The following is a 19,779-nucleotide window of genomic DNA, read 5'->3' on the forward strand; positions in this document are numbered from 1 at the left end:
TGATACACGCGATCGCGCCATCATTTAGCTTTGGAATAGTTGTCTTTTTGCACTTGTTTGATAACTTCCTTGAAGGACAACTGGACACCCCAAACATCGCTGAAGAAGCGCTTTTCTTGCTTCATCGTGTCGAAGAAACGGACGGCTTTTGCGGTGTGGCAGATTACTTTCTGTTATGGCGATCGCGTTATCATTACCTTTTTAATTTTGCGCCTGCTGAAACGCTTCTATCTTTTCCTTTCCCTCAGGAAGTTCAGAGCCGACGACATAAAAATCTTGTGGATAGATCCAGTGGGTGCCTAGAGGCCCATGAATTTGAATTCCGGTCATGACGGCGTAGTTAAACACAGAGCGATCCAGAGTGTTTAAGAGGGATTCGACATCGTCGGAAATAATTTTAGATGCCAATTTTGTAACTTCTATTAAATCGGGTTTGTCGCCATAGGTAAGGGATGAAAGAATTTTCTGCCGGATAATTGTTTGTTCAATATCCTGCATATCCATTTCTAGTTTCAGATGACCAGATGCCAATTCTTTAACGACTGTTTCTAATGCTCCACAAGCGTGAGAAACTTTTTGAACGCCATCTCGATAAACCTTACCAATCTCGCCATGTCTAGAAATAGCGATATGGGGCATCGCATAGAAGGTAAAACGACGGATACCATCAACGATAGGGGTATGGTCAGTTGCAGCGGCTAACCCAGTTTTCCCCATCATGACGAACCCGGCTAAGCTGCAACAATTAAAAGTTTTCCCCCAGTATCGAATTACTTCAATGAATAGAGGTTCGGCGACTTCATCCCGACAAATTGCTATCATTCCCATCGTGTTTTCGTCACAAAAACCGTAGGCGCTCAAGCTTTGGAAAGTCTTTCTCATGTACTTGCTCATGGGGACTGCCCCTGGAAAGTGAGTTTGCAGCGTTTGATGAAATGCTGGAAACACGTTAGGGTCATATCCATTGAGCGTTTGGGGGATAGTTTCGCCAAGCTGGTTGACGTGATGGGTCATCTCTTAACTTCTCCTAAAGAGCTTGCGAAATCCGTCATTGAGTAGCTTAAACTTAACTTCACACCCGTCCTTGAGGATTCGGGCAATATTATTGGTTTTAACACTAGATGAGTGAGAAAGCTCCTGTCCTTGCCATTTAAAAGGTTGGTGAAGCCTCCTGACTCCCTCAGCTAAAGCGTTTAACCACAAATTTTAGACGATCAACGATCAACGGTTGCGTCGCCTCTTTAACGGATGCTTGACTATCAGACGAATGCTGCATCCGATTGAGCCAGCATTCGGCTTCAAATTAGTTGTCTTTTTACACGTGATTTGGTGGCTTGATTGAAGTGCAACTGCACGCCCCAAACATTCCTAGTGAAGCCCTCTTCTTGCTTCATCTTGTCGAAGAACCCAACGGACTTCAGCGAGTAACAGGCTACCTTCTGTTATAGCGATCGCCAATATCCTTTGAACACATTTCCCACATTGCACCATACCCCAAAAGTAGTATTTTTTGCCTACTAACCACTTCAGGAAACGAGAGGTAAGCTCTTACCTTGCGTACCTTTGCGCTAACCTTTGCGTACCTTTGCGTTAAAAAATTAACCTTTATTCTCTCGTTTCCACAGTCCCCGCACCAGCCGAATCTCATCAAAAGTATAGATTTCCCCCAGAGAATCTCGAATCTTTGAGAGTGAAGCAGCACCTACCTCTTGAATTGCTTTTAAAATGGGTTCTTGACGTTCTATCGGCACTAATGAGTTTAAATCCACAGGCTGATTCATCGAAATCAGTTCTGCTAGATGATCTAAGATAGTCCCTATACGCAAGTTACGTTTTAGAGCAATTTCTTGAATGCTCAAACCTTGCCTATATAAATCCAGCGTAGCTAACTGGGTGTAGGTAGGGTGATTTTTTTGAGGAATTGACCCAACAGAAGTTGATTTAAAAAGCCCTTGTTCTTTACAATAAGTTTGAATTTCGGTAACAAATCGCTCACCGTATTGAGCTAATTTATAATCCCCAACACCGGAAATTTTGCCAAATTCCGGTAAGCTTTTAGGTTGCATTTGAGCCATCAGCTTTAGCGTAGAATCTGCAAAGACGACGTAGGGAGGTACGGATTGCTCATCAGCGAGTTGTTTGCGAAGCTGGCGCAATTGTTCATACAGCATTTCTACTTCTACTGCCATTTGAGGCGATTCATCAATTGCAGTAACAATTGGAACGGCAATCTGCACCTCACGCTGACGCCGCAAAATTTCCCAGCTTAAAGCATTGAGCTTCAAGACAGAATAACCGTCAGTGGTTTGATCGACAAGTCCTTGATGCAAGAGCGATCGCCCTAACATCTTCCAATCCTCTACACTTTTATCAGTGCCGATGCCGTAGGTAGAAAGTTCCTGATGCCCATTCTGAGAAATCTTTTGATTTTTTGAGCCGCGCAGCACATCGATAATGTAATTCATCCCGTATCTTTCTTTGCATCTGGCGACACAAGAAAGAAATTTCTGCGCTTCAATTGTCCAATCTTGCACTGGTTTAGGAAAACGGCAGTTGTCGCAGTTGCCGCAATTCCCCGCAAAACGTTCGCCAAAATAACCCAATTGAATTGTGCGGCGACAGTCTGTCCCTTCCGCATAATCAATTACCTGCCGCAATTGTTGACGAGCAATTCTTTGCTCTTGCGGGTCAGTTTTTTGGTCGATAATATACTCAATGGTCTTCAAATCGCCGTAGCCAAAAAACACAGTACAACGCGCAGGTTCTCCATCTCTTCCTGCCCTTCCAGCTTCTTGATAATAACTTTCTAAATTGCGCGGCAAGTCGTAATGAATGACAAAGCGCACATCTGGCTTATTAATTCCCATGCCAAAGGCAACCGTTGCTACCATCACTCGCACGTCATCTCGAATAAAGCGAGTTTGATTGGAAGTCCGTTCTTCATCATCTAGCCCCGCATGATAAGGTAGCGCTGAGATGCCATCTTTTTGTAGCCGAAAGGCAATTTCATCCACGCGGCGACGACTGAGGCAATAAATAATCCCGGAACCTTCAGTGGTGCGGATTTGCTTTAAGAGTTGGGAGTAAGCTTGTTTCTCTTTTGGCTGAACTTCGTAGTAAAGATTCGGGCGGTTAAAGCTGGCAATGTGAATACTGGGTTGCCTGAGTGCCAGCTGTTGGATAATATCTTGACGGACGCGATCGGTAGCGGTGGCGGTGAGTGCTAAAAAGGGCACATTTGGATAGCGTTGGCGCAATTGTCGCAATTGCCGATATTCTGGGCGAAAATCATGTCCCCACTCAGAAACACAGTGCGCTTCATCAATCGCAATTGAGTGAATTCCAATTTGGTGTTGCACCGAATCCAAAAATGGCAGGAATTTTTCTGAAAGCAGTCTTTCTGGAGCAACATAGAGTAGCTTGATTTGACCGCTTTTAATCAGTTTTTCGCGGTGCTGTACTTGTCCCCAACTGAGACTACTATTGAGAAATGTCGCGCCAATGCCGTTATCTAGCAACGCTTCCACTTGATCTTGCATCAAGGCAATTAACGGCGACACGACCACGGTTAACCCAGATTTCAGGAGTGCTGGTAGCTGAAAGCACAAAGATTTTCCCCCACCTGTAGGCATCACAACCAGCAAATCCTGGTTTTGTAGCGCTTCTTGAATAATCTGACGTTGCCCAAGGCGAAAGCTGTCGTAGCCAAAGAAATGTTTAAGTGCCTGTTCGAGAGAATGAAACTGGGGCATCTTCCGAAGGATGAAGGATGTTAGCAAAGCGGCGCATCCGCGCAGGATCAAAAGGATGAATGAAGAAATTCCGAATTCTCTGTAAAGGAGTTCCAGAGTCGTGTGGGCATCCAAAACTGCTGCCCGAAATTGGTTGCGCTAACGAGAGCCTGCTTTACGAATCATAATGATACTTGGAAAGTCTATTAGTAAATTAACCCATGCCGAAAGCAATCTGGAATGGTACGGTTTTAGCCCAAAGCGATCGCACCGAAGTTGTGGAAGGAAACCACTACTTCCCCGCTGATGCTATCAACCAGCAATATTTCAAAGATAGCGACACCCACACCAGCTGTCCTTGGAAGGGTAAAGCCAGCTACTACAGCATCGAAGTCGATGGGCAAGTCAACAAAGATGCGGCGTGGTACTATCCCCAAGCCAAGGACGCCGCTAAGAACATCGAAGGATACATTGCCTTCTGGAAAGGCGTCAAAGTCGAAGCATAAGTTTCCTCTAGGGCATGGCAGTGCCATGCCCTACACCGGGAAGGAATTCCCTATCACCTTGCCCGATTCCAAACTACGTCTTCCACAAGAGGGATGTGATGTCCTCCTGTTTGCTCAACCATCTGTGTAGACGCTATCAAATTAGAGGAGGGGCGATGCAACTTGGTGACAAAGTAGCACTAATTACAGGTGCGGGTTCGGGCATCGGCAAAGCAGCAGCGGTGCTACTGGCGAAAGAAGGTGCAAAAATCGCAGCCCTAGGACGGACTGAAGACGAACTCAACGAAGTCGTTGCCCAAATCCAACAAGCCGGTGGAGAAGCCATCCCGGTACTCGCTGACATCTCCGAAACAGAGGAGATGCAACAAGCGGTGCAACAAATAATAAATCAATGGGGACGCCTCGACATTGTATTTGCAAATGCTGGAATTAACGGCGTCTGGGCACCGATAGAAGAGCTAGAGCCAGAAGAATGGGACAAAACGATCAAAGTCAATCTGAAAGGCACCTTCCTCACCGTTAAATATGCCGTGCCTTATCTCAAGAAACAAGGTGGATCTGTCATTATCACCTCCTCAGTTAATGGCACGCGGATGTTCAGCAATACCGGCGCAACTGCCTATTCTTGCACCAAAGCCGCCCAAGTCGCCTTCACTAAAATGGTGGCACTGGAACTGGCAGAACATGGCATTCGTGTCAATGTAATTTGTCCGGGAGCAATTGATACAAAAATTGATGAGAACACCGAACGCCGCGACTTAGATGAGGTAAGCGAACCCGTTGAGTTTCCCGAAGGACAAATCCCCTTAACCGATGGCAAACCCGGAACTTCTGAGCAAGTCGCCCAGTTGGTCTTATTTCTAGCCTCAGATAATTCTAGCCACATCAGCGGCACCGAAATTTGGATTGATGGTGCCCAATCGCTGCTAGTCGGTTAAATCCAGTGACATTTTAATCAATCGGGAATTTAACTTTAGGAAAATGCTGGTAATGGCGGTAGTTTCTGCTATGATAGTAAACGCCATGAGCGGATGTGGCGGAATTGGCAGACGCGCTAGATTTAGGTTCTAGTTTCGCAAGAAGTGAAGGTTCAAGTCCTTTCATCCGCATGAGTGACAATTGATAACTCCGTAACTAACCGAGGCTTTTAGTCTCGGTTTTGTTTTGAGTGGGTTGCGTAGCACGGAGTCCGAGGCGAAGCCATCGCGATTTCCCCAAGCAGCAGCAAAGCGCGATCGCAACCAGAAATAAAATTATTGAGTCTTCAGCTTTAAATCTTGGCGCTGCTGCCAACGCTTCTTCAACTGAGATTTTTTCAACTCTCGCAGCCGCAGCCGCAACTGATTGACATTGGGATTCTGTTTACCATAGCGCCAGCTGACATAAGCCTGGGTAATCTCGTCAATCGCCTTAGCAGATTCCGGTGGCTGGTGTTGATACGCCAGATAAGCATACTCCAAGGGCGTCTGGGCTGGATGCTTGGCGTATCCCTGAGTGCGTAAATTTGCCAACAGTTCCTGGTAAAGACTTTCCATCGGAGGCAGCTTCGCTAACCAGCGACGGTACAGCCATACACGCACACCATTCCAAGCCAGCCAGCCCAAGAAACCCAGGCAAATGGCTAAAATGAGACCGGCGAATAAGCCTACCCAACCGCTAGATAACAGCGCCCACAGCCAGATGATGCCCCCAATTAACCAGGTAGCGATCGCACCGAACACGTTATTCAGCCAACTGGTGAGGGGTGAAGGCAACCAACCCGCAACCCACTTCCAGAATTGGCGTAACACGCTAAAAGTTTGGTCTTCTTCAATTGAAGGGGGGATGAGTGGATGCGTGGGAATCGGATCGAAAGCAAACCAACCGTTACTCGGAAAGTACACCTCCGTCATCATATAGGCATCGGTGTTGCGGACGATGTATAAGCCCGTGAAGGGATTGAACTCGCCAGGGGAAAAGCCCCCCACCAATCGCGCCGGGATGCCAATCGAACGCAACATGATGGTGAGGACGCTGGAAAAGTGGTCTGGATAGCCGCCTTTGTACTTGAAAAGAAATGCCTCGACTAAGTCTTCGTTTTCATCCAAAAATGGCAAGCTATTGGGATCTGGTGGAATTGTGTAGTTTTGTTTGAGATATTGAGCCAAGTAGAGGGCTTTTTCGTAAGGCGAGGTGATGGGTTTTCTCGACTTCGCTAAGATTTCTTCTGTTAGCTGCCGCACTTTGTCAGCAATTTGCGGAGGAACTTGCAGATAGTAATTTCGGATAGGTTTGGAATAGTCTGTGGACGCCTGCCCCAAGCGAGTGCGATCGCGGTAAGGGACTTCTGAAATTACCGTGTAGGTGAGTCCCTCCTGTAACAGTGCAGGCGATCGCACGCTGCCTTCTGTATCCAGTGCCACTCTTGACGTGGGGTAGTAAAGTTCCTTGGGAAACGCCAGGGCTGGCAGCAGATTCGCCATCTCAGACACCACCGTGTAGGTCTGAATCACCTCCCTGGTTTTCCCAGTAATGAACTGTCTGGGGATAAAAAATCGGTATGACCAAGGTGGACGTTGTACCGTCTGCGTTTGATTGTCGCGGGAAATCTCCCAACCTTGACCCGTGTAGCGGTCGAACCCCAGCACCCGCCAAAATCCCTCTGACTGGGAGCGTACCCGCATCAAAACCTTGGGCTTCATCTCTCCCCGCAGGTTCTGGTTAATCTTGCTGTTAAAGCCGTAGTAAAAGGTATCATCTACATTGCCAGGGCCAGTGTCTTGGTTTGACCCACCACCAGAACCTTCTTTGCCCTGTTTACCAGGGTTAACAATGCCACGGTTATTGTCAGGAAAATCTTTTTGGGCAAGATTGCTGGGGGCACTAACGGGAAATGTCTGTAGCTGATAGCTAGGAAACCGAGGCATTAGGGCAAAAATGGTCAACCCCAGCCCTACAATCGCTAAAAAATTGATACTGAAAAATTTCCAATTAAAAATTGGGGAATTCCCCTTTTTTAATTTTTCATTTTTCATTTTTAAGTGTTCCAAACCGAGCCGCGAACGGTAATCTAGCACCAATACCGGCAGCCCAATGCCTAAGAACAACAGCAATATGGGTGCAAAAGCGAACGTCTGGCTCACCGTTCCAGCAACACCCAACAAAATCAGCCCGATCACCATCGAATACCCCAAGTCCTTGCGACGAGGTAGATCGAAGCTATGCAGCACTTGCAGATGAATTAACAACTCTGCCAGCACCAGTCGGGTATCGTTCAGTTGCCCGAACAGATTTTTCAAGAAAACTGCCAGTGCCACCAACATTCCAATCGCCAGTAAGAACTTCACTGGCACATTGCGATCGCGTCGTCGATACCAACTCCACGTCGCCCCGGCAATGCTGAGCGGCACAGCCCACAAGCTAATCTGCGTCTCGGCTGCCACATCCGTCGCAATGATTCCTACCACCACGAGCGCCTGCACCAGCACCCGCAACAGAATGGATTCTTCCGTTTCGGGCATCGGCATTGCCGCTAGCCGCTGCCTAAACTGATTAAAAACTGGTAGACGCCGCATACTGGTGATTAGTCAATCGCTAATTGCTCATTGCTAATTGTTCTATCACAGTTAGCCATTCGCCATTCACCATTTAATTACCGACCGCGATCGCAAAAATCAGCGGTTGCCGATCCAGTTCCTGAAACTGAATTTCCAGAGGATAAGTCTGGTTGGGTTCCAAATCAAAGGATTCTACACTCAGATAGCCCGGATAAGTGCGCTGTGCCGTTGCCGAGCCTTGCGGGGTTCGTAAGGTTAACCTGCCGCCGCGAGGCAAGCGCGTCTCAATCCGGCATCTGGGAACCCGCCCCTCTACCTGATATTCCGCCCTGAGAGTCATCAGTCCAACAGTCGTCTCCCACTGCCGCTCTACCGGCTGCCGATCCGGAGATACAGGCAGCGTCAGGGCGTTGATGATTTCTCTCGCTGCCAATAAGGACAGCGCCATTTGTTGGCTGTCTGTCGCCTCTTCATAACGATTTGTAAACAGTTGCTGCTCTTGAGGTGAACGGGTCGGATAAAGCAGCACCAATCCTGCTAACTGGTTCAGTGCCTGGGGTTGCTCTGGAAATAAGGCACTGGCGGCACGCACCATTTTTGCTCCCTGTTGCAGCTGCGACTGCATCGCCTCCTGGCAGGAGTTTAGCAGTTGTGTTAAAACCGTTTCGGGTAGGGTGACTGGCAGTCTGAAGTTAGAGAGCTGCGGTGCCCATAGGGGAACCCAGCTGTTTACTTCGCGGTCTGAATAGTCAGGTTCATAATTACGAATCTCCGTCTCCCAGGGAAACAGGGGCGGATTCCGTTCAATTTCTGTTTGTAGTTTGCGCTTCAAAAGCGCATGGAAACGATTTTGCACAGTCGGTATTTCTCCTCCCAAGTTGAGTGGTTGACAGCCTTGGGTCGCTTCACCGAAGTGGTCGGTCACTACGCTCAAGTCTTCTGAATCCAGTGGGTCTAACGCATCCAATTCCAGCTCTGCCGCCACCAAGTCGTCTGTAGGAGCAGGCGGCTCTTGGGGTGGTGGCGCTGCTAGAGGATCGCCATCCTGTAGCAGCCTTGCCAGAAAGCGGTTGTCTATCGCTTCGGAATTGTTGTCTAGGTCACTATTCATCTTGAGATGCACTTGCTCCGGATACTGAACGATTGCGAATTTCCCAGGCAATCTCTAGCAGCTTGAACCACCGCTTTTCGACCTGGGAAACTGTACAACCCAAAGTTTGAGCGATCGCTGCATTTCCGAATCCCTGTTGCTTTAATCGTAGTAATTCCGCCTGCTCTTCGCTCAACATTCCTTGAAATGTTTGCCAGTGCTGAGGCGTCAAACCCAAATTCCGTTCCAAATCCGCTTCCAACCACTGATGCACCAGTTCCCAGCGCTGGGAAAGAGCAAATCGAATCAAATGATATTTGAAGCGTTGCTGCAAATAATCCCTCTGGCGCGGCGTCAACCCCAAAATGGCTTCAATTTCCCCAGCGGATAAATCTTTCAGGCGTAATGTAAAATAATCGGCACATTCATTTTGCTGGCGCTCTTTCAGATAAGCCAGCAACTCCTTAATCACCGTCTGGCGCAGGCTTTTTTCCAGCGGTTCGGATTCGTGAGCCACCATCGCCTCTCGCACCTGATGCACCGTCGCTTCATTCCAAACCGAGTCGGAATCATTAGCAGCCCCCTCTGCCGCCTGCTCCATATCCACGGAAGTTTCCGGGGGTTGTTGTTGCGAAAAAGTCTGCGCCCGCAGGATGATTAATTGCTGAGTGCGATGACCGGGCAAAGGAATGCGCCGCTTGCCGTAGCGCTCGGCAAAAGCCATGTACTCTGCCAGTTCCAACAAAGTATGAGGACGATATGCTGCACCCATTCCGCTTTCTCGTCGAAATGCGTTTAAGGACTCAGCATAAAATCCCTGCAAAAAATCTTCTATCAGAGTTAGCCGCGCCTGGTAGCTTGTAGGCACCTGCGACGGTGTAATGTAGCGATAGATAATCGCACTCAGGGTGCTGTGTAATTCTACCCGTCCCCGGTGTGCCCCCATTTGGTAATAATGAAGACATTGCTTCAGGCGGAGACGAGCCAGTGTTATTGCCCAGGTTTCGATATCTCCTGAGTCCTGAATTCGCTTACTCTCAGTGCAAATCCGACCGACTTCGCTAGCTATCCGCGCCGCAACCTCACGACAGTTCTGCTCCGAAGCCTTGGATGACTGTCGGAGTTCGTTAAATAGTAGTTGAAAGATTGCGTCCACCACTCCCTGGTAGATTTCCCCACAATGGCTAATTATTGTCAAGACCCTAGCATACCCAACTGCGACACGTTAACGGCAGAAGACCCCATATAGTCCTTATGAACTTAGACCAACAAATTCAAGCTCTGATTGACAAAGCGTCCCTCTATCGCATCCCACCCAAGTGGATTACGGAAATTGCACCCGTTCTCGTAGACTATGCGACTGAGCTGCAACATTCGGAGTATTACATTCTCCAAAGTCAGGAAGATGGTTGGCTGTTGACGACCCTTAGCAATCGCGCCCAACCCAATCTTGAAAAAAATGTAATCCACGCTTTTTCAACTTTAGAAGACGCCAACCTTTTCCCTTCGGTGCCAGATCCGGAAATTATTGCTTTGCCCGAACCTGTGACTCACATTTTGTTTGAAATGGTTGGCAGAGATATTGTAGATAGCACAATTTTCTTTGAAACTCCCGGTAATCGCACCACCGGAGCTGAAATTTTTCGGGAAAATCTGTTGAACCGGATTAAAGAACACCGGCAACAACATTGGCCTTCCGTCAACTCTAATCCCAGAAATTTGCCCCCCGATATCGCTTGAGTTATGGGCTTTTTGTAGGGTGGTGTTGTCCGCCCTACGAATCATTATCATTCTTTGAGCGTGTAACGCCGAACAATCAGTGCTAATTTTTAGATTTTTTAATGAACCGGATTCGGTACGCTGCGGCAAAGTCCATTAGATTAACTGACCGCCGTGGAAACGCCAACGAGGAAACAAAATTCGCATGATGGTTTGCGACGCCAGATAGACGCTAAGCCACACGAAACTGTAGTGCAGCAAAAACCATTGCAACGGTAAATCCCGTCCTACACCCGGTAAGCTAAATATTTTCACCAGCAAGACGATAAATACTGCTTCCCAAATCCCGGCAAGCAACTGTAAGACTCCAGGCCAATCTCGATCCCAACGGAATTTCTGGATATAGTCATACAGGAGATCCCAGGCGAGTCCAAAGACAGCAACATACCCGAGTATCCAGAAAAAAAGTGAGTCGGCACCGGGACCAATGATGCCCAAAGCAAAGGGCAACGTTACTAACGTGCCCACTGTTGCTAGTAGAACGAATCGGGTTTGCCAACGACCAAAAAGTGTTGGAGTCATGGTAAATTTTTAATCCACTTACCGCATCAGTTTTCAAGCTTTAGTTCGGGCAGTCCGGACGCTTCTTTTTTGCGTAAATGACCTTCGTAGACTGTTCCGACTTCTAGCTTAGATGGGCATCTCACCCGCACAGAATTTCCAACAATTGGCAGCCCTGTCGTTGCCGACATAACATTTGCCTCCTCGGGGTCGGAGATACAGCCAAAACCCATGTAATCAGCGATTTCCTTCATTGTCAAATCTTCTAGAAGGTAGCTGCTGCTGATCTCGGCTTCTTTACACTTGAACAGCCTGACTTCAGGTAAAACTTCGTTAAAAATTTTGAGTTTTCGCACTTTATGGCCTCCATTCCGATAAGAGTGCAATGGACTCGTATATTTTCGGCTCGCTCAAGGCGATAACAATAGGGATTGAGGAGTTAACTTTTTTTCAGTATCTATCTATTTATTGTCTGCCTCCCTGCTACTAAATGAATCAGCAATATTGCTGAAATCTTCTCTGGGCAAGCAGTGGGGTGTCAGAGCAAATCTAGTAAATTTACGGGGCTTGATTCACGACCCACTTCAACCATTGCCCAAAAGAACTCAAAAAGTTCAATCGATGGATTCCGGGGGCACGGGCTGCCGCCAGACCATCGCTTGCACAAAGTGCTGCATATTGCAACCCTAAGAAGCTATCAACAGCGGCATAAGGGCCACCGAGGGTCATGGCACCAGCAGCATACATCCGACCCTGTGAGGAGCGCATTTCGACAAGTTCAAAATTGTTGGCAACTGCTAGCCGCCCATTTTCATGGAGGGGCAGGTTGTAATGGGTGACAAGGTCATTCAGGAGGGGATTCGCTTTGACTTTGGCATCGAGTCCGGTGGCGTCAATGATAAAGTCAGCTTCGAGGCGAATTTGTCCTTTTAATCCCTTTTCTTGAATATAGGTAACAGTGCGTTCAATTCCTGACGAGTGGGGGTTACGTTCGACTCGTTCAACTTCCCCAAAAGTAATTTGATACCAGCCTTGACGGATGCCTTCTTCAACCATGCGTCGCCAATCCCGGCGATCCGCTGTGGTGGTGCCGCCCCAATCGGCGAGTAGGCGCTTTCGCTGTTCGGGTTCTGCTTTTTCAAGCATGATTCGCAATTCACCGCCCCAAGTGGCTTTAGGCCAGTTAAAGGGTTGAAATTCGTAATGATTTTCGACAGTCCGTTGCGATCGCCCAAATTTGTTACCTTGGGGTTTAGGCGATCGCATCAAGTGTAGCAGCGAGATATTTGGGTTTTTTGCCCTCGCTTCATAAATTCGCTGTACGATCCGCGAAGCAACAATCCCCCGCCCCCGAATCATCACGGTACCGCCAAATTTCTCTAAATGCTCGTAGACGTGGTTATGTTCTTCGTAGGCATTGACGACGGACTTAAAATCATTGGTTTTTTCCCGGTAAGCTTGCAAATCCGGGAGAAATTGAATCGCCGGGTAGCCAGTAGCGAGTTGGACATTGCGGGCGATTAAGAAGGCATGGTCACGCTGGTTGGCACTGGTACGAGAATAAGCGATCGCATATCGTCCATCCTCAGTTTTCCGAATCGAACGGACGCTGGCGTAGCGAAATATCTGTTCCCAACCAATCCGTTTTGCTTCCCTATCGATAGCGTCAAAGACATTACCGGCACGAGGAGTATAAGTTTGGGCAAAAGCCGGTTCGGCAAATACCTGCCACAAATACCCGAATGCTGTTCCTAAACTTCCTTTAAGCAAATCGTACCCAGCTTCCCGCAGGGCATAACTAGGCCAACCCCAAATATTATCGGGACAAGAATCTGAATTTGACCGCAGGCGTTCGTATAGAGGAATTTGCGAATTCATGCACAACCGCTTATAACGGGCATAAGGTTGGGGTTCCATTCCCAAAGCCGCAATCTGGCTGCTTTTCACTCCGTAAATTCTTAAGAAATCTACCCAGACAAAGCTGCCCAAACCGCCCCCAACGGCGGCATAGTCCACTTCATCCACCCACAACCCGGTGGCATGAAGGTCTTGCACGACGACTTGCTGCGCCTGAAAAGCTGGTGGGGGAAACGCTGCTGTTCCACCGGGTTGTGCGGGGGAAGCAAGCGGAGGCAGCGGTGCCGGATGACTAATCCGGGGATCGGGGAGATCCGTGTCTGGGTGAAAGAAAATCTGGGAATTGCCAGAGGGGGGCGATGCAGATGGATTGGCAGCGAAGCTAACGCTGATGTAATAAGGCCCAATTTGCAGCGAGTCCCCATTCCCCAGAACACTGCGCGTCTGACGTTGCCCATTCATGAAGGTACCATTGCTGCTGTTTTGGTCGATGACCACCAATCCACCAGCGTCCATATCGATCAGAACGTGGAAGCGGGAAACCTCAAGACTATTGAGAGTTAATCGGGAGACGCGACGCCCATTAATTTCCGCTGGCATTTGATTAAATTCCCGTCCCAGTGCAATTGGGACTGCCAGCGTCGGTTCTTTCCGTTCTCCCGTTCCTGGATCGTCCCAGCTGAGGCGAAGGCGCATGGGTGCTGGATTCATGGTTGATTAGTGGCTGCTAGGAGTGACTAAAACGCTCAATGCTGCGGCTAGGGAGGTGCCACACCACGGACACCCCAAATTCATTAAGTTATACGGTGAAACGCGATGGCAACTGGAACATTCCAAACCGTAGGTTACAGCCGCTGGGTTAGGGGCAGTGGGGGCTGGTTTGCCTGCGGCGGGTGATGGCGGCGGTAACAAAACGGTGGCAGGAACGCCCACCACTGCTAGGGAAACCTTTGTCACCTTGAGTTCGATCTGTCCTAAACAGATAGTGCTACCCTGACTCAGAGGGACTTCGCCCTGGATGATGATACGCCCATCCACTAGCGGCGGATTACTTTCTCGCAGATTCCGCAAGTAAAAGCTTTGCTGCTGTTGGTTAAAGAATATTTCGATGTGCAGCCCAGATACCGTGGGATCTGTCAAAACCATATCGCATCGAGCTGGGTCACGACCGATCCGGATGGTGCCGGGATGTTTTGTAATTTGTCGATCGTGAATTGTCTGGGTTTGTCCCCGACCGGCTTCTTGCCACTCTAAAGTTAATTCATTCATATTGTCAGCCCTTATATATTTTATTTTTTCTATAAAGTGCTTCAAGTCTTAGTGTCCTGATTTCTAACATGACCTGGAAGAAAAGTCCGAAATTGTGTAGGAAGTTTAAAAAAACTAAAATGCATGAGAAAGGACGATGAGTTTCTATGTTTGCTTAACTTCACTTCAGAAGAAGGCGTTACCAGTGGCAAACTTTGTAAATGTTCCCAATGTCGTTCCCGTACAATTCGTTTAACTTTTGGAGTTTAGGGTGGCACTAACTAGCTTGATTGCACACCTTGAAATTTTTGTCAACAAAAACAAAATATAAAATTATAGACGGGGTTGATACCAATCAGCGATCGCTTAAAAATAAAACTCGATGTTCTGCAACAGGAGGTTGTGATGTCAACTCAGCTACTTAGACGGCGATTCACCTTAGAGGAATACCACCAGATGGCGGAGGCTGGTATTCTCACAGAGAACGATCGGGTGGAACTTTTAGATGGAGAAATTGTTGAGATGTCCCCGATAGGGAGACGCCATGCAGCCTGTGTTGACCGTCTGAACCGATTATTGGGCAGTCGTCTAGGAGAAAGAGCTATTGTCCGAGTCCAGAATCCGGTTGAGTTAAGCGATCGCTCGGAACCACAACCTGACATCGCCTTACTTCAACCACGGGAAGATTTCTACGAATCGAGACATCCGCAACCCCAGGATATTTTTCTGCTGGTGGAAGTCGCAGACACCACTGCTGAGTTTGACCGTGAAATAAAAATTCCCTTGTGTGCAAGTAGCAGAATTGCGGAAGTTTGGTTAGTAAATATTAATGAACAATGTCTAGAAATTTATCGCCAACCTTCATCAAATGGCTATCTGGACATACAGAAATTACAACGGGGTCAAAGTATTTTTATCCAAGCTTTTCCTGATATTAATTTAACGGTAGATGAAATATTGGGATAGTGTTTCGGCAAAGAAGCGATCGCATCCCAAACACATCCCCCTCAAACTTGCATCATCGATTCGACGCCAGTTTATCAGCAATGCGGGTTGTCTCTGGTAAGCGATATTTCGTAGTGCAGCGCATCACATAATCAATCGCCGTTTCTAGACTCACCCGATGTCCGCTAGAAACATAAACTGGCTTAACGCTAGTGCGCGTCCGCAATACCGCGCCAATCGTTTCGCGGCGATACCGCAACGGTTGCCATGCGCCTTTTTCAACTGGCAACTCGTCATGCTTCCCAACGAACAGAGATTTGGCAACGCCAATCGTGGGAAGGTCGATTAGAACTCCGAGATGGGAGGCGATGCCAAAGCGGCGGGGATGAGCGATTCCCTGACCATCACAGAGGATTAAGTCAGGCGTGATACTGAGTTTTTCCAAGGCGTCTAGCACGGCTGGAATTTCTCGGAAGGAGAGGAATCCAGGAATGTAGGGAAAAGTCGTGGGACGGAAGGCGATCGCTTGCTCTTGTAGCTGTAAATCTGGAAAACTCAGAACCGCAACGGCGGCTCTACTGATGGTACCCGACTCCGCAAAACCCATATCGACGCCAGCGACATACTGCACCGATTCCAACTGGTCTGAGGTAATCACTTCTTTGCTCAGTTCTTGCTGGATGGCGATCGCTTCCTCAGCCGTATCAGGCCATGCATGACGTTGGTGTATTTTCATGGATTTACTTCCACATCCTGGGGTTTTTCCAGCCACTCAATTACCCTGGCTTCTTCCGGCAGTTTAGCTTCATTTTGCCCTGCGGCTCTAGCGCGGACATTAATCAAGCCGATGGGAGTTCTCAACAAGTCTACAAGCGTCGCTTTCCCCGCGATCGCTTTCACACCTGTCACCGGCACTTCCTTTACTAACCAACGACTCAGACGATGTAGATATTGCTTTCCACTCAGGTTGTTCATCAGCTTCACCCCATGCAGTTCGTGCAAGTACCGATTCGAGCGACCATACCGACGCCATTGACTTTGAAGTTCCTCAAGCGTGGAGCGGTGTCGGTGCTGGACAATCGCTGTCTGGGCAAAATGTAACTGCCAGTCACTTTCCCGTTGGATGCGCCAACAGATGTCAGCATCGCCGCCAGTGGTCAAGTAAGGGCGGAATAAACCTACTTGTTCCAGAGCTTTCCTCCGAATTGCCAAGTTAGCCGTTTGACCGTAAGCACAGAACGGATTTTCTAAGGTATGTTTTTGGGATAAAACATTTTCCCGGTCAGCGTACTGTTCTAGCAGAGTGTTTCCTGGCAAAGCCATAATTTCACCGACGACAATGCCAACCGTGGGATTGGCAAACGGCTCAATCAAGTCTGCTAACCATTGCGGTTGAGGACGACAATCGGCGTCGGTAAAGGCAAAAATTTCAGCCGTTGACGCCCGAATTCCGGCATTTCGAGCCGCGTAAGAGCTTTGGATTTGGTTTTCCGCAATCGGGCGAATGGTGAAGCCGTCAGCGGCGGCTGACTGGGCGGCTGACTGGAGAAGGGTCGCAGTGCGATCGCAACTGTTATTATCGACCAGCAAATACTCGACATACTCAGCGGGGTAAGTTTGCGATCGCAAGCAGTCAATTAAGTCTGGTAAGTCCCTCTCACCATTGTAGATAGGGACAATTACGGAAACCCTGGGCAGGAAGGGCTGTGTCATAGGGCTGGAGTTCATATTTATCTGAAATCACCATAGCAAGCCTACTAACGCCAAAGCAGGCTGCTGTATAAACGCCTCTGAGCTGTATTCAGTTGTCAAGATGGTTCCGTTTCAATTGAAAAAAGCGTTATTTTAACTGAGATTTAGCCGCGAATGAAATCTAAGCAGAGTCTTTATTTTGCCGATTCACTAACTAGAATCATCCGACTATCGCAATCCTAAATGATTCGCAAACTCCTGTAGAGACGAGATTAATCGCGTCTTTATATTAAGGCGAATCCTTGCGTAGAACTCAAATAGGATTAACTAGATTGTTCTAAGTGTTCTCCTGAGTTTGCCTCACTCTATCAACAATTGGCTCATGAACGGAGGTATGGTTGCTGGAGCAAGTGGAGTATTACTACATTTCTATCTAGCATTTATAGTAGATTTGGGAGAGCAATATCAATGGGTTGAGCGTAACTAACCATTGATTACTCGACAGTTAGGATTCCGCAGGCGGATTGGCTGTTCCGGATAATGTCCGGTGCGATCGCAACAGGTCAGAAGAGTGACTCAGGCTGTTCCTTGCAATAGGGCAGTCATGAACAATTCGTTGCGATTGAAATGAAAAGAATTTTTCTATTCTTGTTCCTGTTTGTGGTACTGCTCACTTCAACATTGAGTCGAGTCGGTTCTGCAACCACTTCAAATAACAACACCACTCCCAATATTCCGGGTTGGACTCTTACTTTCGCAGATGAGTTCAACTCATCTTCCCTAGACAAGTCGAACTATGTCCGATACTGGGGTAAACCGAGTACAGCAGGAGCGGTTTCCTGGTGGAATGGAAACTCAGCACTAATCGTAGAAAACGGACTATTGCGCCTCAAGATTGCCAAAGAAATCGTCACTAAGAATGGAGTTACCTTTCCTTACACCGCAGGCGGTTTTACCCAACTCACGGCTCAAACCTACGGACGTTGGGATGTTCGGGCGCGTTTTCAAAAGGGAGAAGGTACCCAAGGTTATATTTCGCTGTGGCGACAGGACTTTAAGTGGCCTCCGGAAATCGACTTTGCTGAAATAAGGGGAAATATCCCTAACGAAAATATCTTCACGCAGCACTATTTGCTGAATGGTAAAAAGAAGTCAGAAGTTTCTAAGCTGTACGAAACTAACTACACCGACGACTTTCACGAATACACCGTGATTTGGGAACCCGGACGCTTAACATGGCTCGTTGATGGCGTGCAAAAGTTTACCACGACGCAAAAGTTTGATGCTTTCCCAATGGTGTTGGCGGTGGGTAATCTTGTGGGGAACTGCGACAGCTTTGCGGGATGCCCTCTCACCACAACCCCATTTCCGGCTTACTTGGATATTGACTATATCCGCATCTACAAAAAGACTTAAGAGCTGTTCTCTAGTCAATCCAATTTCACTTTTTGGGAGCGGCAAAAACGCCTGACAATGAAAGTCGCGGTTACACAAACTCATCCCATTTAGTTCTGAGGCGCTAAATCTGCGGCGCTAATCCTCTAACCCCCCCGATAAATTGGGGGGTTAAGAAGTCCATCTGTTGCAAACAAGAAATTAATAAAATAGTGTAGGCTCTCCTGCTTGACTGGCAAATCTTGGATGTGTCGGCTGGGTTCGGGAACTCAACCCGGCACTGATGAAGTTTGCCCTAGTGACTCTTCCCTTGAAGGCTAAAGCCTTACGGCAGGAACGCGCCTCCGTTTACGCTCTACCCAAACCACGATTCTGCAAGGGTTTCAGGGTTTTAGATGTGGTTGAAACCGCCGACTTCAGAATGTTGCCAGATATGGGGAGATTAACCTTGGGTTCCTCCGCAAGATGGAGTAGAATTTTCAAATTCACAAGTTACATTCATTTACAAGAGAGATTTAAAAAACTTTGTGAAAGGAGGTCAGAGGCAAGCTGTGGCTGACAGACAAAAGAAAAAAGTAAAAAATACGATTATTAATTGGCGGAATATTGACTTTCAGACAGTTAGGCAAAGAATCAATCAAATTACTAAGCAACTGGAAGAGGTTCAAAAGAAATATGAATCCAGCAGTCAATTGAACTCTTATCAGCAAGAATCCTATCCGCAAGAAAGCGCTCAGAGCGATCGCGCCCAAGAGTCACACCGTCATTAAGATCGTTCCGTTCCCAAGCGTTGGCGCAGGATAAACTCTGCAACGCTCAAATCCACTGGCGTTGTCACCTTCAGATTTGTCTCTTCTCCCGGCACAATCCGGACGTTTAAATTGCACTTTTCAAATAAAGCCGCATCGTCGGTCACTTCCCAATTTTGGCGTCGGGCTTCCGTATGACACTGTTGCAACAAATCAACTTGAAAACCTTGGGGCGTTTGAGCCGCCCATAGATGCTGTCGATCGGGCGTACTTTCAATTACCCCAGCCGCATCCACGACTTTAATCGTATCTTTCACCGGCACCCCTGCAATTAAGCCGGGACAATTCATCAGTTCCTCAGCACACCGATCCAGTAATTGGGGCGTCGCCAGACACCGAGCGCCATCATGAATTAAGACGTGGTGGGCGGATGGGAGCGCCTGCAAGCCGTTGTAGACAGACTCTTGGCGGGTTGACCCACCGACAATCAATTGCACGGGCTTGGTGAGGGAGAGGTCAGCGAGAATCTCCTTGAAGTTGGAAAAGTCATCAGGATGAGCAATTAACCCGATCCAACTGATGTGACGAGAAGCTTCAACTGCTTGGAGAGTCCAGTGAATCAAGGGTTTACCCAGCAACGTCAAAAGGAGTTTATTGCGATCGCTCCCCATCCGACGCCCCATCCCTGCTGCTGGAATCAATAAATGCACACGCTTCCTCTTTTTCTGACCGCTTTGTTAATCCTTGTTG

18 protein-coding genes and 1 tRNA gene are annotated in these 19,779 nt (G+C 48.0%); 7 read left to right on the forward strand and 12 right to left on the reverse strand.

Translation table 11 applies throughout. The features are described 5' to 3' along the window. Window positions 1–201 precede the first annotated feature (201 nt). Together H6H02_RS17000 and recQ are read right to left on the reverse strand one after the other, a co-directional pair. On the reverse strand, window positions 202–1,014 hold the full coding sequence (locus H6H02_RS17000) for a hypothetical protein (protein WP_190819860.1): 813 nt from the start codon (window positions 1,012–1,014) through the stop codon (window positions 202–204). Between the two features lie 584 nt (window positions 1,015–1,598). Beyond that, on the reverse strand, window positions 1,599–3,752 hold the full coding sequence (gene recQ, locus H6H02_RS17005; RefSeq protein WP_190819862.1) for a DNA helicase RecQ: 2,154 nt from the start codon (window positions 3,750–3,752) through the stop codon (window positions 1,599–1,601). Between the two features lie 200 nt (window positions 3,753–3,952). On the opposite strand from recQ, the gene H6H02_RS17010 reads away from it, so the two are divergent. The 3 genes from H6H02_RS17010 (at window position 3,953) to H6H02_RS17020 (ending at window position 5,346) form a co-directional block, all read left to right on the forward strand. Further along, window positions 3,953–4,237, forward strand: coding sequence for a DUF427 domain-containing protein (locus H6H02_RS17010; RefSeq protein ID WP_190410277.1), 285 nt, complete (start codon window positions 3,953–3,955; stop codon window positions 4,235–4,237). A 155-nt stretch (window positions 4,238–4,392) separates the two neighbouring features. Then, entirely contained in the window at window positions 4,393–5,175 is a 783-nt protein-coding gene (locus tag H6H02_RS17015; protein WP_190819864.1) for an SDR family NAD(P)-dependent oxidoreductase, read from the forward strand. An 89-nt stretch (window positions 5,176–5,264) separates the two neighbouring features. Further along, window positions 5,265–5,346, forward strand: a tRNA-Leu gene (locus H6H02_RS17020). A gap of 144 nt (window positions 5,347–5,490) precedes the next feature. On the opposite strand, the gene H6H02_RS17025 is transcribed toward H6H02_RS17020, so the two are convergent. From H6H02_RS17025 to hetZ, 3 genes are all read right to left on the reverse strand, one after another. After that, a complete protein-coding gene (locus H6H02_RS17025) occupies window positions 5,491–7,791 on the reverse strand; it encodes a DUF3488 and DUF4129 domain-containing transglutaminase family protein (protein ID WP_199329289.1) in 2,301 nt (766 codons plus the stop codon). Between the two features lie 73 nt (window positions 7,792–7,864). Further along, complete coding sequence (locus tag H6H02_RS17030; RefSeq protein WP_190819866.1) at window positions 7,865–8,884, reverse strand: hypothetical protein; 1,020 nt, start codon at window positions 8,882–8,884, stop codon at window positions 7,865–7,867. After that, window positions 8,877–10,019, reverse strand: coding sequence for a heterocyst differentiation protein HetZ (gene hetZ / locus H6H02_RS17035; RefSeq protein WP_190819868.1), 1,143 nt, complete (start codon window positions 10,017–10,019; stop codon window positions 8,877–8,879). The genes H6H02_RS17030 and hetZ overlap by 8 nt, the downstream gene beginning before the upstream one ends. A 98-nt stretch (window positions 10,020–10,117) precedes the next feature. Between hetZ and H6H02_RS17040 the strand changes: the two genes are divergently transcribed. After that, window positions 10,118–10,603: a hypothetical protein gene (locus H6H02_RS17040; protein WP_190819870.1), complete on the forward strand. Its 486-nt coding sequence runs from the start codon at window positions 10,118–10,120 to the stop codon at window positions 10,601–10,603. A gap of 135 nt (window positions 10,604–10,738) precedes the next feature. Here H6H02_RS17040 and H6H02_RS17045 read toward each other — a convergent pair whose 3' ends face one another. The 4 genes from H6H02_RS17045 to H6H02_RS17060 form a co-directional block, all read right to left on the reverse strand. Further along, complete coding sequence (locus H6H02_RS17045) at window positions 10,739–11,164, reverse strand: hypothetical protein (RefSeq protein ID WP_190819872.1); 426 nt, start codon at window positions 11,162–11,164, stop codon at window positions 10,739–10,741. Window positions 11,165–11,190: 26 nt separating this feature from the next. Further along, complete coding sequence (locus H6H02_RS17050) at window positions 11,191–11,499, reverse strand: hypothetical protein (protein WP_190819874.1); 309 nt, start codon at window positions 11,497–11,499, stop codon at window positions 11,191–11,193. A 202-nt stretch (window positions 11,500–11,701) separates the two neighbouring features. Then, window positions 11,702–13,711 (reverse strand): FHA domain-containing protein, encoded by a 2,010-nt coding sequence (locus H6H02_RS17055; protein ID WP_199329293.1) that lies wholly within the window; start codon window positions 13,709–13,711, stop codon window positions 11,702–11,704. Between the two features lie 6 nt (window positions 13,712–13,717). After that, complete coding sequence (locus H6H02_RS17060) at window positions 13,718–14,269, reverse strand: FHA domain-containing protein (protein ID WP_190819875.1); 552 nt, start codon at window positions 14,267–14,269, stop codon at window positions 13,718–13,720. Between the two features lie 384 nt (window positions 14,270–14,653). Here H6H02_RS17060 and H6H02_RS17065 point away from each other — a divergent pair, with 384 nt between their 5' ends. Continuing rightward, complete coding sequence (locus H6H02_RS17065; protein WP_190819878.1) at window positions 14,654–15,214, forward strand: Uma2 family endonuclease; 561 nt, start codon at window positions 14,654–14,656, stop codon at window positions 15,212–15,214. A gap of 52 nt (window positions 15,215–15,266) precedes the next feature. Here the strand turns inward: H6H02_RS17065 and nfi are convergent, their stop codons facing one another. Next, a complete protein-coding gene (gene nfi, locus H6H02_RS17070; protein ID WP_190819880.1) occupies window positions 15,267–15,929 on the reverse strand; it encodes a deoxyribonuclease V in 663 nt (220 codons plus the stop codon). Next, complete coding sequence (locus H6H02_RS17075; RefSeq protein ID WP_242040753.1) at window positions 15,926–16,906, reverse strand: glycosyltransferase; 981 nt, start codon at window positions 16,904–16,906, stop codon at window positions 15,926–15,928. Before H6H02_RS17075 ends, nfi begins: the two co-directional genes overlap by 4 nt. A gap of 606 nt (window positions 16,907–17,512) precedes the next feature. Here H6H02_RS17075 and H6H02_RS17080 point away from each other — a divergent pair. Together H6H02_RS17080 and H6H02_RS17085 are read left to right on the forward strand one after the other, a co-directional pair. Further along, window positions 17,513–18,301, forward strand: coding sequence for a glycoside hydrolase family 16 protein (locus tag H6H02_RS17080; RefSeq protein WP_190819884.1), 789 nt, complete (start codon window positions 17,513–17,515; stop codon window positions 18,299–18,301). 530 nt (window positions 18,302–18,831) lie between these two features. After that, complete coding sequence (locus tag H6H02_RS17085; protein WP_190819886.1) at window positions 18,832–19,050, forward strand: hypothetical protein; 219 nt, start codon at window positions 18,832–18,834, stop codon at window positions 19,048–19,050. Here the strand turns inward: H6H02_RS17085 and ispD are convergent. Beyond that, the gene (gene ispD, locus H6H02_RS17090; RefSeq protein ID WP_190819888.1) at window positions 19,047–19,739 is read right to left on the reverse strand and encodes a 2-C-methyl-D-erythritol 4-phosphate cytidylyltransferase; all 693 of its coding nucleotides are present in this window, start codon (window positions 19,737–19,739) and stop codon (window positions 19,047–19,049) included. The genes H6H02_RS17085 and ispD overlap by 4 nt on opposite strands. Window positions 19,740–19,779: the final 40 nt, after the last annotated feature.

This window comes from Coleofasciculus sp. FACHB-1120, from assembly GCF_014698845.1.
Taxonomy (GTDB): domain Bacteria; phylum Cyanobacteriota; class Cyanobacteriia; order Cyanobacteriales; family FACHB-T130; genus FACHB-T130.

Excerpts from the sequence above, each read along its gene's own strand:
- H6H02_RS17075 (WP_242040753.1), bottom strand. The coding sequence starts at position 16,906 with ATGACACAGCCCTTCCTGCCCAGGGTTTCCGTAATTGTCCCTATCTAC.
- recQ (WP_190819862.1), bottom strand. The coding sequence starts at position 3,752 with ATGCCCCAGTTTCATTCTCTCGAACAGGCACTTAAACATTTCTTTGGC.
- H6H02_RS17045 (WP_190819872.1), bottom strand. The coding sequence starts at position 11,164 with ATGACTCCAACACTTTTTGGTCGTTGGCAAACCCGATTCGTTCTACTA.
- H6H02_RS17010 (WP_190410277.1), top strand. The coding sequence starts at position 3,953 with ATGCCGAAAGCAATCTGGAATGGTACGGTTTTAGCCCAAAGCGATCGC.
- H6H02_RS17080 (WP_190819884.1), top strand. The coding sequence starts at position 17,513 with ATGAAAAGAATTTTTCTATTCTTGTTCCTGTTTGTGGTACTGCTCACT.
- H6H02_RS17000 (WP_190819860.1), bottom strand. The coding sequence starts at position 1,014 with ATGACCCATCACGTCAACCAGCTTGGCGAAACTATCCCCCAAACGCTC.
- H6H02_RS17060 (WP_190819875.1), bottom strand. The coding sequence starts at position 14,269 with ATGAATGAATTAACTTTAGAGTGGCAAGAAGCCGGTCGGGGACAAACC.
- H6H02_RS17015 (WP_190819864.1), top strand. The coding sequence starts at position 4,393 with ATGCAACTTGGTGACAAAGTAGCACTAATTACAGGTGCGGGTTCGGGC.
- H6H02_RS17065 (WP_190819878.1), top strand. The coding sequence starts at position 14,654 with ATGTCAACTCAGCTACTTAGACGGCGATTCACCTTAGAGGAATACCAC.
- H6H02_RS17040 (WP_190819870.1), top strand. The coding sequence starts at position 10,118 with ATGAACTTAGACCAACAAATTCAAGCTCTGATTGACAAAGCGTCCCTC.
- H6H02_RS17055 (WP_199329293.1), bottom strand. The coding sequence starts at position 13,711 with ATGAATCCAGCACCCATGCGCCTTCGCCTCAGCTGGGACGATCCAGGA.
- nfi (WP_190819880.1), bottom strand. The coding sequence starts at position 15,929 with ATGAAAATACACCAACGTCATGCATGGCCTGATACGGCTGAGGAAGCG.
- H6H02_RS17025 (WP_199329289.1), bottom strand. The coding sequence starts at position 7,791 with ATGCGGCGTCTACCAGTTTTTAATCAGTTTAGGCAGCGGCTAGCGGCA.
- H6H02_RS17030 (WP_190819866.1), bottom strand. The coding sequence starts at position 8,884 with ATGAATAGTGACCTAGACAACAATTCCGAAGCGATAGACAACCGCTTT.